The sequence below is a fragment of the Halomonas kalidii genome (assembly GCF_030010475.1).
In the GTDB taxonomy this organism is placed as follows: domain Bacteria; phylum Pseudomonadota; class Gammaproteobacteria; order Pseudomonadales; family Halomonadaceae; genus Halomonas; species Halomonas heilongjiangensis.
On record NZ_JASCQN010000036.1, the window covers coordinates 26,300 to 39,556 of the forward strand.

The window sequence follows — 13,257 nt, forward strand, 5'->3', positions numbered from 1 at the left end:
TGGCGGGCTCGCGTTGCTAGCGCTGTCTGGCGGGGCGGCGCGGCAGTGCCCAGCAGCGGGCGGCGGTGATCAGGTTGTCGCGTACTTCGAGGATCTCCATTCGCACGTTGCCGACCTGCAGGCAGGCGGCGCCGTCGGGAAAGGACTCCAGGTGCTCGAGGATCAGGCCGTTGAGTGTCTTGGGGCCGTCGGTGGGGAGCTGCCAGCCCAGCGCCTTGTTGATGTCGCGGATGTTGGCGGTGCCGTCGATGACATGGCTGCCGTCGTCCTGCAGATGGATCTCCTGATCCAGCCCCGCCACGTCGGTGGTGAATTCGCCGACGATCTCCTCGAGGATGTCCTCCAGGGTCACCAGGCCCTCTACATCGCCGTACTCGTCGACCACGATGCCGATCCGCCGCTTCTGTTTCTGGAAGTTGAGCAACTGGGTGTGCAGCGGGGTCGACTCGGGAATGAAGTAGGGGTCCCGGGCCTCCTGCACGATGGCGGCCTTGGTCACCTCGTCGCGGGAGAGGAAGCGCGCCGCGTTGCGCAGGTGCAGCATGCCGATGACGTTATTGATGTCGCCCTTGTAGACCGGCACCCGGGTGTGCTGGCTGGTGCGGATCCGGGTCAGGATCTCCTCCAGGTCGTCGTCCAGGTCGAGGCCCATCACCTCGTGACGCGGCACCATGATGTCGTTCACGGTGACGTTCTCGAGGTCGAGGATCGACAGCAGCATCGCCTGGTGGCGGCGAGGGATCAGGGCGCCGGCCTCGTGGACCACGGTGCGCAGCTCGTCGCGGGTCAGGTTGTCGGCACCCCCGTCGATGTTCTTGACGCCGAGCAAACGCAGCAGGCCGTTGGAGATGACGTTGACCAGCCATACCAGTGGGTAGAGCAGCTTGAGCAGCGGCTCCAGGACGATGGAAGCGGGGTAGGCGATGTTCTCGGGCTTCACCGCGGCGTAGGTCTTGGGGGTGACCTCGCCGAAGATCAGTACCACGATGGTCAGGACCAGGGTGGCAATGGCGGGACCGGAGACGTCGCCGAAGTAGTGAACCGCGATGAGGGTGGCGATCGCCGCCGCCAGGTTGTTGACCAGGTTGTTGCCGATCAGGATCACCCCGATCAGCCGATCGGGGCGTGCCAGCAGGCGCATCACCCGCTGGGCGCGGGACTCGCCGCTATTGGCCTGGTGGCTCAGACGATAGCGGTTGATCGACATCATGCTGGTTTCCGAACTGGAGAAGAACCCTGAAAGGCAGATGAGCAGGAACAGCAGGCCGAACAGCAGTCCCAGCGGGAAGTCGTCGCTCAAGTCGAAGGATCCTCAATGACGTATCAGGCTCGATTGGACGAGACTCGACCAGGCAGTGTCAAGGTGGCCCGCCCTGCCTCAGCCCCGGTTCAGCACGACCTCGAGTACGAACTTGCTGCCGAAGTAGGCCAGCAGCAGTACGACGCAGCCGCCCAGGGTCCAGCGCACCGCGCGCATGCCTCGCCAGCCCAGCCGGTGATGGCTGAACAGCAACACCGAGAAGATCACCCAGGCGGCCAGCGAGAGAATCGTCTTGTGAGCCAGGTGCTGGGCAAACATGTTGTCGACGAACAGGAAGCCACTGGCGATCGACATCGTCAGCAGGGCCATGCCGGCCCAGATCAGCTCGAAGAGGATCCGCTCCATGGTGGTCAGTGGTGGCAGTGCCTGGACGATGCCACGGGTATGGTGATGGCGCAATGCCTGGTTCTGCAGGCCCAGCAGCACCGCCTGGGCGGCGGCGATCGCCAGCACGGCGAAGGCCAGCACCGAACTCAGGGCGTGCAGGGCAATGCCCGGCGTCAGGCCGCCCGTGCGTTCTGGGCTGGGCAGGCCCGTGGCCAGCAGCAGTGCCGCGCCGGCCAGCGGGAAGAGGCCCACGGCGGCGTTGAGCACCGGCTTGAAGAGGCTGACCACGATCAGCAGCAGTACCGCCACCGCGCCGGCCACGATGGCGCTGGTGGAGAGCCCCGGCAGCAATGCCTGGCCCTGGCCGAAGAGCCCGGCGGCCAGCGGCAGATGGCAGAGCAGCCCCAGCACGCCCAGGCCGCGGACCAGCTCGGGACGCGACGGCACCCGGCGCGCCAGGGTCAGCGCCTGCCAGGAGGCCGCGGCGACATAGAGGATGAAGGCCAGGATGGCCAGGGGAAGCGCCTGCATCGATTGCTTTCCATGCGCCTTCGCGAGCGCCTGATGGTGGTTGAACAGTGTGCCGCTACTATACCCAATCCCCCGGGTTGCGCACAGACCGCGCCGCTTGCCGGTGTCGCGCATGGAGACTCGCGGCCACAGCGCGTATAATCGTTGCCCATATTCGGGCCGTCGTCACTGGAGAGGCCAATGTTCCAGAATCTCAGCGAGCGTCTGTCGCAGACGCTCAAGTCGATCAAGGGTCAGGCACGCCTGACCGAGGAGAACGTCAGGGACACCCTGCGCGAGGTGCGCCGGGCGCTGCTCGAGGCCGACGTCGCGCTGCCGGTGGTCAAGGCGTTCATCGACCGGGTGCGCGAGCGCGCCGTGGGGCAGGAGGTGTCGCAGAGCCTCTCGCCGGGCCAGCAGTTCGTCAAGATCGTCCAGCAGGAGCTCGAGGCGGTCATGGGCGAGGCCAACGAGGGGCTCTCGCTCAAGGGCTCGCCCGCGGTGGTGCTGATGGCCGGGCTGCAGGGCGCGGGCAAGACCACCTCCGTGGCCAAGCTGGCGCGCTACCTCAAGGAGCGCGAGAAGAAGAAGGTGCTGGTGGTCTCGGCGGACGTCTATCGCCCCGCGGCCATCGATCAGCTCGAGACCCTGGCCGCCGAGGTGGGCGTCGACTTCTTCCCGTCGCGCAGCGACCAGCAGCCGGTGGCCATCGCCGAGGCGGCGATCAAGCACGCCAAGATCCAGTTCCATGACGTGGTCCTCGTCGACACCGCCGGGCGCCTGGCCATCGACGAGGCGATGATGGCCGAGATCCAGGCGTTGCATAAGGCCGTGGCCCCCCAGGAGACGCTGTTCGTCGTCGACGCCATGACCGGCCAGGACGCCGCCAATACCGCCAAGGCCTTCGCCGATGCCCTGCCGCTGACCGGGGTGATCCTGACCAAGGCCGATGGCGACGCCCGCGGCGGTGCGGCGCTCTCGGTGCGCCACGTCACCGGCAAGCCGATCAGGTTCATGGGGGTGGGCGAGAAGGTCGATGCCCTCGAGCCCTTCCACCCCGATCGCGTGGCCTCGCGCATCCTCGGCATGGGCGACGTGCTGTCGCTGATCGAGGAGGCCGAGCGTACCGTCGATAAGCGCAAGGCCGAGCAGCTGGCCAAGAAGGTCAAGAAGGGCCAGGGCTTCGACCTCGAGGACTTCCGCGACCAGCTCCAGCAGCTCAAGAAGATGGGTGGCATGGGCGGCCTGCTCGGCAAGCTGCCCGGCATGGGCCAGATGGCCGAGATGGCCCAGGGTCCCGGCCCCGAGAAGGAGCTCGGCAAGCTCGAGGCGCTGATCAACTCCATGACGCCCCAGGAGCGGCGCAAGCCGGAGATCATCAACGGCTCGCGCAAGCGCCGCATCGCCGCCGGTGCCGGCCTCCAGGTGCCCGACCTCAACCGCCTGCTCAAGCAGCACAAGCAGATGCAGAAGATGATGAAGAAGGCGGGCAAGAAGGGCGGCATGCAGAACATGATGCGCGGCATGTCCGGCATGATGGGCGGAGGCGGTCCCGGTGGCCCGGGTGGCATGGGAGGGCCCGGCGGCTTCCCTAGGCGTTGAGCCCAGCCCCGGAAAAAGGTTTCCAAGCGAGGCTGATTTCCGTAGAATGCTGCGTCTTCACTGGCAGGACCGCGACGCGTCGCGGCCGCCGCCATGACCGAATGCCCGAAGCGGGGCCCGTGCCCGGCTTCCCGAGCAGCTAAAACCCTAACCGCAACGAAGGACAGACTACGCCATGGTTACCATTCGTCTGGCACGTGGTGGCGCCAAGAAGCGTCCCTTCTACCACCTGACCGTGACCGATTCACGCAACGCCCGCGATGGCCGCTTCATCGAGCGCCTGGGCTTCTTCAACCCGATCGCCCGCGGTCAGGAAGAGCGCCTGCGCGTCGACCTGGACCGCATCGCCCACTGGCAGGGTCAGGGTGCGCAGCTCTCCGGCCGTGTCGCCGAGCTGGTCAAGGAAGCCCGCAAGCAGGCCTGAAGGGCCTGACTTGTCTGCCTGAAGGTCCGTCACGGGGTCGTCGATGAGCGATAATGCGCAAGCGCAGCCGAGCGACGATCATGTGGTGCTGGGCAAGTTGACCAGCCCCTACGGTGTCAAGGGCTGGCTCAAGGTGTATTCGTACACCGGCCCGATGGAGGGCATCCTCGACTATGCCGAATGGGTCCTGCGCCACGACGGTCGACTCGTTCGCCGGCGGCTGGTCCAGGGGCGCCGGCACGGCAAGGGCCTGGTGGCCCAGCTCGAGGGCGTCGACAGCCGCGAGGCGGCCGAGGCCCTGGCCGGTGCCGAGGTTCTGCTGCCCAAGGCGGCACTTCCCGAACTCTCCGGCGATGACTACTACTGGCATCAACTGGAAGGGTTGAGAGTGGTGACCCGAGAGGGCGTGGCGCTCGGGTATATCGCCTACCTGTTCGAGACCGGCGCCAACGACGTCATGGTCGTGAAGGGGCAGGGCGAGGACGCCGTCGACGATCGCGAGCGGCTGCTGCCCTTCCTGCCCGATGACGTGGTGCTGGAGGTGGATCTCGAGGCCGGCGTGATGAGCGTCGACTGGGACCCCGAGTTTTGAGTCCCGGCCTGGCCTCGGACGCCCCGGGGACGGGGAGTGAGCAGGGCATGTGGATCGGTGTCGTGTCGCTGTTTCCCGAGATGTTCGAGGCGGTCACCCGCCACGGCGTCACCGGGAGGGCGGTGGAGAAGGGGCGTATCGCGCTGGAGTTCTGGAACCCCCGCGACTACGCCACCGACCGCCACCGCACCGTGGACGACCGCCCCTACGGCGGCGGTCCCGGCATGCTGATGAAGGTCGACACCCTGCGCGCGGCCATTCATGCCGCCCGCGAGCGGGCCCGGGCCGCCACCGGCGAGCGCCCGAGGGTGGTCTACCTGTCGCCCCAGGGCCGCCGGCTCGATCAGGCAGGGGTGCGGGAACTGGCCTCTGGCCCCCCCCTGGTGGTGGTGGCCGGGCGCTATGAAGGCATCGATGAGCGCGTGGTGGAAGGCGACATCGATGAGGAGTGGTCGATCGGCGACTATGTGCTCAGCGGCGGCGAGCTGCCGGCCATGGTGCTGATCGATGCCGCGGCCAGGCTGGTGCCCGGGGTGCTGGGTCATCAGGATTCCGCGGTCGAGGACTCCTTCAACGACGGGCTGCTGGACTGCCCGCACTATACCCGCCCCGAGGTGATCGACGGGCGGCGAGTGCCGGACGTCCTGCTCAGCGGCAACCACGGCGCCATCCGGCGCTGGCGGCTGAAGCAGTCCCTGGGGCGCACCTGGCTGCGTCGCCCCGACCTGCTCGAGGGTCGGTCGTTGAGTGACGAGCAGCAGCGGCTGCTCGCGGAGTTCATCGAGGAATACGCGCTGTCCACCAGGTAGGTCAGGGCGGAGGTGCGGGACGCAACGAGCCCCTGAGGCCGCGGACCCGCGTCACCCATCATCTCCCGCGCCATCGAGCCTCGGCTCGGGCGCCGGGATCACGATTCGCCGGCAACGAACCGGATCCGGCGAGTCACGTTATCGAGGAGTCATTGTCATGAGCAGCAAGAACAAGGTGATCCAGGCGCTCGAAGCCGAGCAGATGAGCAAGCAGGTGCCGGAATTCGCCCCGGGTGACACCGTGGTCGTGCAGGTCAAGGTCAAGGAAGGCAGCCGTGAGCGCCTCCAGGCCTTCGAAGGCGTGGTCATCGGCAAGCGCAACCGCGGCCTGAACTCCGCCTTCACCGTGCGCAAGATCTCCCACGGTGTCGGCGTCGAGCGGACCTTCCAGACCTACAGCCCGCTGGTCGACTCCGTCAGCGTCAAGCGCCGCGGCGACGTTCGCCAGGCCAAGCTGTACTACCTCCGCGAGCGCAGCGGCAAGTCCGCCCGCATCAAGGAAAAGCTGGCCTGAGGCAGAGGCTTGCCGGCTTGCGGTGCCGGGGTTGACGCCCCGCACCGATCGCGAAACCCCGTCACCGCTGCCGCGGGGCGGGGTTTCGTTGTAGAGGGCCGGACACCCGGGGGATCGGATGCCGACTGGCGATGACGCGAGCACACTGATCGACGCCTTTCTCGATGGCCTGTGGCTCGAGCAGGGGGCGAGCGACAACACCCTGGCCGCCTACCGTCGCGACCTGGCGGCCTGGGGAAAGCGGCTCGAGGGAGAGGGCGAGCGCCTGCTGGCCCCGGGGCCCCGAACCCTGTCGGCCTGGATCGACGAACGGCGCGGAGCCGGGTACCAGCTGCGCAGCAATGCCCGCTTGCTGTCGAGCCTGCGGCGCTTCTATCGCTGGGCGCTGGCGGAGGGCATGATCGAGGCGGACCCCCTGGCCGAGGTGCGGCTGCCCAGGGTGCGACCGGCGCTGCCGAATACCCTCGAGGAGGCCGAGGTCGAGCGGCTGCTCGAGGCGCCGGACCTGGCCACCGACCTGGGAGTGCGCGATCGGGCCATGCTCGAGGTGCTCTACGGCGCCGGCCTGCGGGTCTCGGAGCTGGTGGGCTTGACCACCGATGCGCTGAACCTGCGTCAGGGCGTGGTACGGGTGCGCGGCAAGGGTGACAAGGATCGCCTGGTGCCGCTCGGGGAGGAGGCGGTGGCCTGGCTCGAGCGCTACCTGCGCACCGCCCGCGGAGCGCTGATGATCGATGTCGCTCGGCCGGCGCTGTTTCCCGGGCGCGGCGATCGCGCGATGACGCGCCAGACATTCTGGCACCGCATCAAGGTCCATGCGCTGACCGCCGGCATCGACCGGCCGCTCTCGCCGCATACCCTGCGCCATGCCTTCGCCACCCATCTGTTGAATCATGGGGCCAACTTGCGTGTCGTACAGCTGCTGCTCGGTCACAGCGACCTTTCGACCACGCAGATCTATACCCATGTGGCGCAGGTGCGACTGGAAGCCCTGCACGCCGACCATCATCCGCGAGGCTGAATCATGAGAATACGCTCCCAGACATTCCTCGGCGGCCTGCTGGCCGCGACCCTGGCCGGCCTGCCGCTCGCCCAGGCCGACCCGACCGACCGACTGGCCGAGAGCCTGGCGGTGAATGGCCAGCCGATGCCGGTGGAGAGTGTCCGGGAAACGCCGCTGGAGGGGTTCTATGAGGTCCGCCTGGAGACCGGCGAGAGCTTCTACAGCGACGCCGAGGGGCGCCACTTCCTGGTCGGCGACCTCTACGAGAACGGTGAGAGTGGCCTGGTCAATATCACCGAACAGGGGCGCAATGCCGAGCGCGCCGAGCGCCTGGCGCAGATTCCCGAGGCCGAACGGGTGATCTTCCGCGGCGCCGAGAGCCGTGCCACGCTAACGGTGTTCACCGACACCACCTGCCCCTACTGCCGCCAGCTCCACGAGGAAGTGCCACGGCTCAACGAGCTGGGCATCGAGGTGCACTACCTGGCCTTTCCGCGGGCCGGCATGAATGGCGAGGGGGCGCGGGTGATGCGCCAGGTCTGGTGTGCCGACAATCCGAGCGAGGCGATGAGCATGGCCAAGCGGGAGGAGAGCCTGTCGGGCACCGGCGACTGCGACAATCCGGTCGAGTCACAGTATCATCTGGGCATGGAGCTCGGCGTCCAGGGCACGCCGGCCATCGTGCTGCCCGACGGCCGCCTGGTGCCTGGCTACGTGCCGGCGGAGCGCCTGGCTGCCATGCTGGGCCTGGAGCAGTGACCTAGGCCCGCGACGACACATCACGGGCGGCCCGGCGAAGGTCGCTCGATCTACGCTGCGACACTTGCACGACAACTTGCACGACAAAGAGGGGAAAGACATTGAAACCGGTGAGAGTGGGAATCTGTGGCCTGGGGACCGTCGGTGGCGGGACCTTCAATGTGCTGACGCGGAATGCCGACGAGATCGCTCGTCGCGCGGGGCGTCCGATCGTCATCGAGCAGGTCGCCTACCGCAGCTCCAATCCCGAGTGTGACATCACCGGCATCAAGACCACCTCCGACGTCTTCGAGGTGGCCACCAACCCCGACATCGACGTGGTGGTCGAGCTGATCGGCGGCTACGAAGTCGCCCGCGAACTGGTGCTCACCGCCATCGAGAACGGCAAGCACGTGGTCACCGCCAACAAGGCACTGATCGCCGTGCACGGCAACGAGATCTTCAAGGCGGCCCACGAGAAGGGGGTGATCGTGGCCTTCGAGGCCGCCGTGGCCGGCGGCATCCCGGTGATCAAGTCGCTGCGCGAGGGCCTGGGTGCCAACCGTATCGAGTGGGTCGCCGGCATCATCAACGGCACCGGCAACTACATCCTCACCCACATGCGCGACGAGGGGCGGGCCTTCGAGGACGTGTTGGCCGAGGCCCAGGCGCTGGGGTACGCCGAGGCCGATCCGACCTTCGACGTCGAGGGCATCGATGCCGCCCACAAGCTGACCATCCTCGCCTCCATCGCCTACGGGGTGCCGCTGCAGTTCGAGAAGGCCTATACCGAGGGCATCTCGCGGGTCACCGCCGAGGACGTCGAGCAGGCCGAGAACCTGGGCTACACCATCAAGCACCTGGGCATCTCCAAGCGCACCGACAGCGGGCTCGAGCTGCGCGTGCATCCGACCCTGATCCCCACCGAGCGCCTGCTGGCCAACGTGCATGGGGTCAAGAACGCCATCGCCATCATGGGCGACGCCGTGGGCCCGACCCTCTACTACGGTGCCGGGGCCGGCGCCGAGCCCACCGCCTCGGCGGTGGTCGCCGACCTGCTCGACGTGGCACGCGACATCGCCACCGACCACCACTACCGGGTGCCCTACCTGGCCTTCAGCGGTATCGGCGAGGATGACGGCGACATGCCGATCATGCCCATGGAAGACATCGTCACCGCCTACTACCTGCGCCTGCTGGCGGTGGATCGCCCCGGGGTGCTGGCCCGGGTGGCGACCATCCTCGCCGAGCAGGGCATCTCCATCGAGGCCCTGATCCAGAAGGAGGCCACCGAGGGCGAGCTGGTGCCGATCATCCTGCTGACCCATCGCACCCGCGAGAAGCAGATGAACGAGGCGATCCGGCACATCGAGTCGCTGGCCGACATCGCCGGCCCGGTGACGCGCATTCGCGTAGAAAGCCTGGACGAGCAGGAATAACCCGGGCTTCGCCCGGAGCTGTAAGCCGTAAGCTTGAAGCTGGAAGAGCAAACCAGCGGAAACTGGAGAGCTTGTAGCTGCCTAGGGTTGTTGCCGCTACCTGTAGCGAGGGGCGCCGGGGACAAGCCGAAGAGGAGGTCCTATGCCAGGGATGGCATCGGTAGCGCCCAGGGATGGGTTCACAGCGCCTCCTCGCAGGCTTGTCGCCGGATCGTCCCGAGCAAGCAAAGGAACCGAACAATGCGCTATATCAGTACCCGCGGGCAGGCGCCCGCGCTCTCCTTCGAGGAGGTCGTGCTCACCGGTATGGCCAGCGACGGCGGCCTCTATGTGCCGGAGGAGATCCCGACGCTCTCCCATGACGACCTGGCCGCCATGGCCGGGCTCTCCTATGCCGAGATCGCCTTCCGGGTCATGCGGCCCTACGTCAACGGCGAGATCGACGACGAGACCTTCCGCGGGATCGTGCGCGACGCCTATGCCACCTTCAGCCACGATGCCGTGGTGCCGCTCAACCAGCTCGACGCCAACCACTTCCTGCTCGAGCTGTTCCACGGCCCGACCCTGGCCTTCAAGGACGTGGCCCTGCAGCTGCTCGGCCGTATCCTCGACCACTTCCTGCAGAAGCGCGGCGAGCGTGCGGTGATCATGGGCGCCACCTCCGGTGACACCGGCTCGGCGGCGATCGAGGGCTGTCGCCACTGCGACAACCTCGACATCTTCATCCTCCACCCCTACCAGCGGGTCTCGGAGGTGCAGCGTCGCCAGATGACCTCGGTGCTCGCCGACAACGTCTTCAACATCGCCATCGAGGGCAACTTCGACGACGCCCAGGCCATGGTCAAGGCGAGCTTCGCCGATCAGGCGTTCCTGAACGGCACCCGCCTGGTGGCGGTGAACTCGATCAACTGGGCGCGCATCATGGCCCAGATCGTCTACTACGTGGCCTCCGCCGTGGCCCTCGGGGCACCGCACCGCCCGGTGAGCTTCTGCGTGCCGTCGGCCAACTTCGGCAACGTCTTCGCCGGCTTCATGGCCTACCGCATGGGGCTGCCGGTGAAGCAGTTCATCATCGCCACCAACGCCAACGACATCCTGCACCGCACCCTGGCCGACAACGACTTCTCGAAGAAGGAACTCGTCGCGACCCTGGCACCGTCCATGGACATCGTGGTGTCGTCCAATTTCGAGCGGTTGCTGTTCGAAGCCTACGAGCGCGACGGCGACGCCGTGCGTGCCCTGCTCGAGCGTTTCCAGGCCGAGCCGGCGGCGCTGGCCGACGCGCCCCTGGCGCGCCTGCGCGAGAGGTTCGCCAGCCACAGCGTGGATGATGCCACCATCCTGGAGGTGATCCGCGAGGCGCATCATCGCACCCAGGAGATCCTCGACCCACACACCGCCACCGGCTACCGTGCCGCCGAGCGGGTGCGGGCCGATGCCGCGACGCCGATGATCACCCTGGCCACGGCGCATCCGGCCAAGTTCGCCGAGGCGGTGGTCAAGGCGGGGTTCCCGGGCGTGCCGTTGCCGCCGCACATGGACGACCTGCTCGAGCGCGAGGAGCGCTATACCGTGCTGCCCGCCGAGCTGGCCGCGGTGCAGCGGTTCGTCGCCGAAAATCGGCGGTAGCCTTTCCCGAAGAGGCTATCCTCTGAGCACTGCCCGTCATCGTCGAGCAACCAGGAGCCAGGCTTGGACGCCGTGATCGATCCCACCGACCTGCATGAGCGGCTGAAGCCGCGCATCCAGCCGCGCCCCCGCGACGAGTCTCTCTACGCCCGCGCCCGCGAGGAGGGCCTGACCGAGCTGCAGGCCCGGGTGCTGGCCGGGCGGCTGGTCGGCTACCGCGGGGAGCTCGCGCCGCTGGTCTCGCCGAGCCTGCGCCACCTGGCGCATCCCGAGCGCCTGGCGGATGCCCGCCGTGCCGCCGAGCGTATCGCCCGGGCGGTGGTGGATGGCGAGCATATCGGCATCCTCACCGACTACGATGTCGACGGCATCACTTCCCATGTGGTGATCCGGCGTACCCTGGTCGAGCTGTTCGGGGTGCCGGAGGCCAGGCTGCACAGCCTGATCGGTCATCGCATCCATGACGGCTACGGCATCAGCCTGCCGCTGGTCGAGCGCACCCTCTCGCTCTCGCCGCGGCCGGGCCTGGTGATCACCGCCGACTGCGGCAGCAGCGACGAGCCGCGTATCGCCCGGCTCAAGGCGGCCGGCATCGAGGTGGTGGTCAGCGACCACCACGCCCTGCCGGTGGAGGGGCCGCCGCCTTCGGCCTATGCCACCGTCAACCCCACCCGCGATGACTGCGACTATCCCGATCCGACGATCGCCGGGTGCATGGTGGCCTGGCTGGTCATGTCGCTGGCGCGGCAGGTGCTGATCGAGTGGGGCGTGCTGGCGGCGTCCACCCCCAAGCTGTCGCCCTGGCTCTCCTACGTGGCGCTGGGCACCGTGGCCGACTGCGTGTCGCTGGGCGGCAGTGCGGCCAACCGTGCGGTGGTCAGTCACGGCCTGACCCTGATCAACCGCATGGATGCCGCCTGCTGGCGTGCCATGGCGGCCAGGCTGGGCGATGACAGCGAGCCCTTCGATGCCGAGACCCTGGCCTTCCAGATGGGCCCGCGGATCAATGCCCGCTCGCGGCTCGACGACCCCTATGCGGCGCTGCACTTTATGCTCGCCGAAGACGATGCCATGGCCCATCGCCATCTGGAGACACTCGATCAGGACAATCAGTCGCGCAAGGCCATCGAGGCGGAGATGACCGAGCAGGCCAGGGCCCTGGCCCTGGCGCCACTCACCGCCGATGAGCCGGCCATCGTGGTGTTTCTCGAGAGCGGCCACCCCGGCGTACAAGGCATCGTCGCCTCACGGCTGGTGCAGGCCTTCGGCCGGGCAACCCTGGTGCTGACGCCGGCCGCGGCGCCCGGCATGCTCACCGGCTCCGGACGCTCCATCGAGGGGCTGCACCTGCGTGATGCCCTGCAACGCACCTTCGAGCTGGCCCCGGAGGCATTGCCGCGTTTCGGCGGCCACCGTGGCGCGGCGGGGGTCGGGGTGCCGGTGGACAGGTTGGGAGAGTTCCGCGCGGCCTTCCGGCAGGCGGTGGCCGAGCAGCTCGGTGACACCGAGCTCTACCCCAGGGTCTTCACCGACGGCGAGCTGGCTTCGCACCAGTTGAGTCTCGCCACCCTCGACGAGCTCGAGGTGCTGGGCCCCTACGGGCGGGAGTTCGAGGCGCCGCTGTTCGAGGGCGGGTTCCTGATCGAGGCCCTGCGCCCGGTCGGGGCCGACGGCAGCCACCTGATGCTCGAACTCTCCGCCGGTGCCGCCACCACCCGGGCGATCTGGTTCCGGGCGCTCACGCCCGGCGAGATACCGGCCTTCGGTGTCGGCGACCGGCTGCACTGTGCCTACAAGCTCAACCGCAACCGCTGGCGGGGGCGGGAGTCGCTGCAACTGATGATCGAGCACGCCGAACGAACCCCCTGATGACGTTCCCTAGTAGGTCGGCCAGACGCCGGGGGTGGCCAGCTCTACCAAGTGACCATCCGGGTCGCGGAAATAGAGGCTCTCGCCTCCCTTGGGCCAGTGGGTGCGGCCTTCGATGGTCACGCCATGGTCGTGGAGCTGGGCCTCCCAGGCGTCGAGCTCGCGAGCGGCGATGGCGAAGGCCAGGTGCACCCGGCCTGACCCGTCATGGGGGGGAATGGTGCCCATGTCGTTCGGCAGCACCACGGTTTCCAGCGTCTCGCCCCGCAGGAACAGCAGCAGTACCGAGCCCGCACCGGCGTCATAGGCGGTGAAGCGATGGTCGGCGTTGAAGGGCTCGAGCCCCATCACCCCCTCGAAGAAGGCCCTGGCGCGATCCATGTTCTCCACGTAGAGCGCGGTCTCCAGTACGCCGTTGAGCTTGGGCATGGTCACCTCCCGGCGATGGCTTCCTTGCCTTCAGCCTAGCAGGTCGCTGTC

Annotated in this window: 13 protein-coding genes; 10 read left to right on the plus strand and 3 right to left on the minus strand. The window is 67.9% G+C overall.

Going from position 1 to position 13,257, the window contains the following annotated elements; genetic code table 11:
- Positions 1-16: 16 nt before the first annotated feature.
- Positions 17-1,300 carry an HlyC/CorC family transporter gene (locus QLQ85_RS10420; protein WP_282738930.1) on the minus strand — a complete coding sequence of 428 codons (1,284 nt, stop codon included), beginning with the start codon at positions 1,298-1,300 and terminating at the stop codon, positions 17-19.
- Between the two features lie 78 nt (positions 1,301-1,378).
- A complete protein-coding gene (locus tag QLQ85_RS10425; RefSeq protein WP_282738931.1) occupies positions 1,379-2,179 on the minus strand; it encodes a cytochrome C assembly family protein in 801 nt (266 codons plus the stop codon).
- A 180-nt stretch (positions 2,180-2,359) separates the two neighbouring features.
- Between QLQ85_RS10425 and ffh the strand changes: the two genes are divergently transcribed.
- From ffh to QLQ85_RS10475, 10 genes are all read left to right on the plus strand, one after another.
- On the plus strand, positions 2,360-3,760 hold the full coding sequence (gene ffh / locus QLQ85_RS10430; RefSeq protein WP_282738932.1) for a signal recognition particle protein: 1,401 nt from the start codon (positions 2,360-2,362) through the stop codon (positions 3,758-3,760).
- A gap of 175 nt (positions 3,761-3,935) precedes the next feature.
- Positions 3,936-4,184, plus strand: coding sequence for a 30S ribosomal protein S16 (gene rpsP, locus QLQ85_RS10435; protein ID WP_102626641.1), 249 nt, complete (start codon positions 3,936-3,938; stop codon positions 4,182-4,184).
- Positions 4,185-4,227: 43 nt separating this feature from the next.
- Positions 4,228-4,776, plus strand: coding sequence for a ribosome maturation factor RimM (rimM, locus tag QLQ85_RS10440; protein WP_282738933.1), 549 nt, complete (start codon positions 4,228-4,230; stop codon positions 4,774-4,776).
- A 47-nt stretch (positions 4,777-4,823) separates the two neighbouring features.
- Positions 4,824-5,585, plus strand: a complete 762-nt coding sequence (gene trmD, locus QLQ85_RS10445; protein WP_282738934.1) for a tRNA (guanosine(37)-N1)-methyltransferase TrmD — start codon at positions 4,824-4,826, stop codon at positions 5,583-5,585.
- Positions 5,586-5,742: 157 nt separating this feature from the next.
- Entirely contained in the window at positions 5,743-6,099 is a 357-nt protein-coding gene (rplS, locus tag QLQ85_RS10450) for a 50S ribosomal protein L19 (RefSeq protein ID WP_110282898.1), read from the plus strand.
- Positions 6,100-6,217: 118 nt separating this feature from the next.
- A complete protein-coding gene (gene xerD / locus QLQ85_RS10455; protein WP_282738935.1) occupies positions 6,218-7,120 on the plus strand; it encodes a site-specific tyrosine recombinase XerD in 903 nt (300 codons plus the stop codon).
- Positions 7,121-7,123: 3 nt separating this feature from the next.
- Positions 7,124-7,861: a DsbC family protein gene (locus QLQ85_RS10460; RefSeq protein WP_282738936.1), complete on the plus strand. Its 738-nt coding sequence runs from the start codon at positions 7,124-7,126 to the stop codon at positions 7,859-7,861.
- Between the two features lie 101 nt (positions 7,862-7,962).
- On the plus strand, positions 7,963-9,279 hold the full coding sequence (locus QLQ85_RS10465; RefSeq protein WP_102626635.1) for a homoserine dehydrogenase: 1,317 nt from the start codon (positions 7,963-7,965) through the stop codon (positions 9,277-9,279).
- Between the two features lie 240 nt (positions 9,280-9,519).
- Positions 9,520-10,908 (plus strand): threonine synthase, encoded by a 1,389-nt coding sequence (gene thrC / locus QLQ85_RS10470; RefSeq protein WP_282738937.1) that lies wholly within the window; start codon positions 9,520-9,522, stop codon positions 10,906-10,908.
- 72 nt (positions 10,909-10,980) lie between these two features.
- On the plus strand, positions 10,981-12,777 hold the full coding sequence (locus QLQ85_RS10475; protein WP_282738950.1) for a single-stranded-DNA-specific exonuclease RecJ: 1,797 nt from the start codon (positions 10,981-10,983) through the stop codon (positions 12,775-12,777).
- 9 nt (positions 12,778-12,786) lie between these two features.
- On the opposite strand, the gene QLQ85_RS10480 is transcribed toward QLQ85_RS10475, so the two are convergent.
- Positions 12,787-13,206, minus strand: coding sequence for a VOC family protein (locus QLQ85_RS10480; RefSeq protein ID WP_282719795.1), 420 nt, complete (start codon positions 13,204-13,206; stop codon positions 12,787-12,789).
- Between the last annotated feature and the right edge of the window lie 51 nt (positions 13,207-13,257).

Coding starts and splice junctions, on each gene's coding strand:
- trmD (WP_282738934.1), top strand. CDS start 4,824: ATGTGGATCGGTGTCGTGTCGCTGTTTCCCGAGATGTTCGAGGCGGTC.
- QLQ85_RS10425 (WP_282738931.1), bottom strand. CDS start 2,179: ATGCAGGCGCTTCCCCTGGCCATCCTGGCCTTCATCCTCTATGTCGCC.
- QLQ85_RS10480 (WP_282719795.1), bottom strand. CDS start 13,206: ATGCCCAAGCTCAACGGCGTACTGGAGACCGCGCTCTACGTGGAGAAC.
- xerD (WP_282738935.1), top strand. CDS start 6,218: ATGCCGACTGGCGATGACGCGAGCACACTGATCGACGCCTTTCTCGAT.
- ffh (WP_282738932.1), top strand. CDS start 2,360: ATGTTCCAGAATCTCAGCGAGCGTCTGTCGCAGACGCTCAAGTCGATC.
- rimM (WP_282738933.1), top strand. CDS start 4,228: ATGAGCGATAATGCGCAAGCGCAGCCGAGCGACGATCATGTGGTGCTG.
- rpsP (WP_102626641.1), top strand. CDS start 3,936: ATGGTTACCATTCGTCTGGCACGTGGTGGCGCCAAGAAGCGTCCCTTC.
- thrC (WP_282738937.1), top strand. CDS start 9,520: ATGCGCTATATCAGTACCCGCGGGCAGGCGCCCGCGCTCTCCTTCGAG.
- QLQ85_RS10460 (WP_282738936.1), top strand. CDS start 7,124: ATGAGAATACGCTCCCAGACATTCCTCGGCGGCCTGCTGGCCGCGACC.
- rplS (WP_110282898.1), top strand. CDS start 5,743: ATGAGCAGCAAGAACAAGGTGATCCAGGCGCTCGAAGCCGAGCAGATG.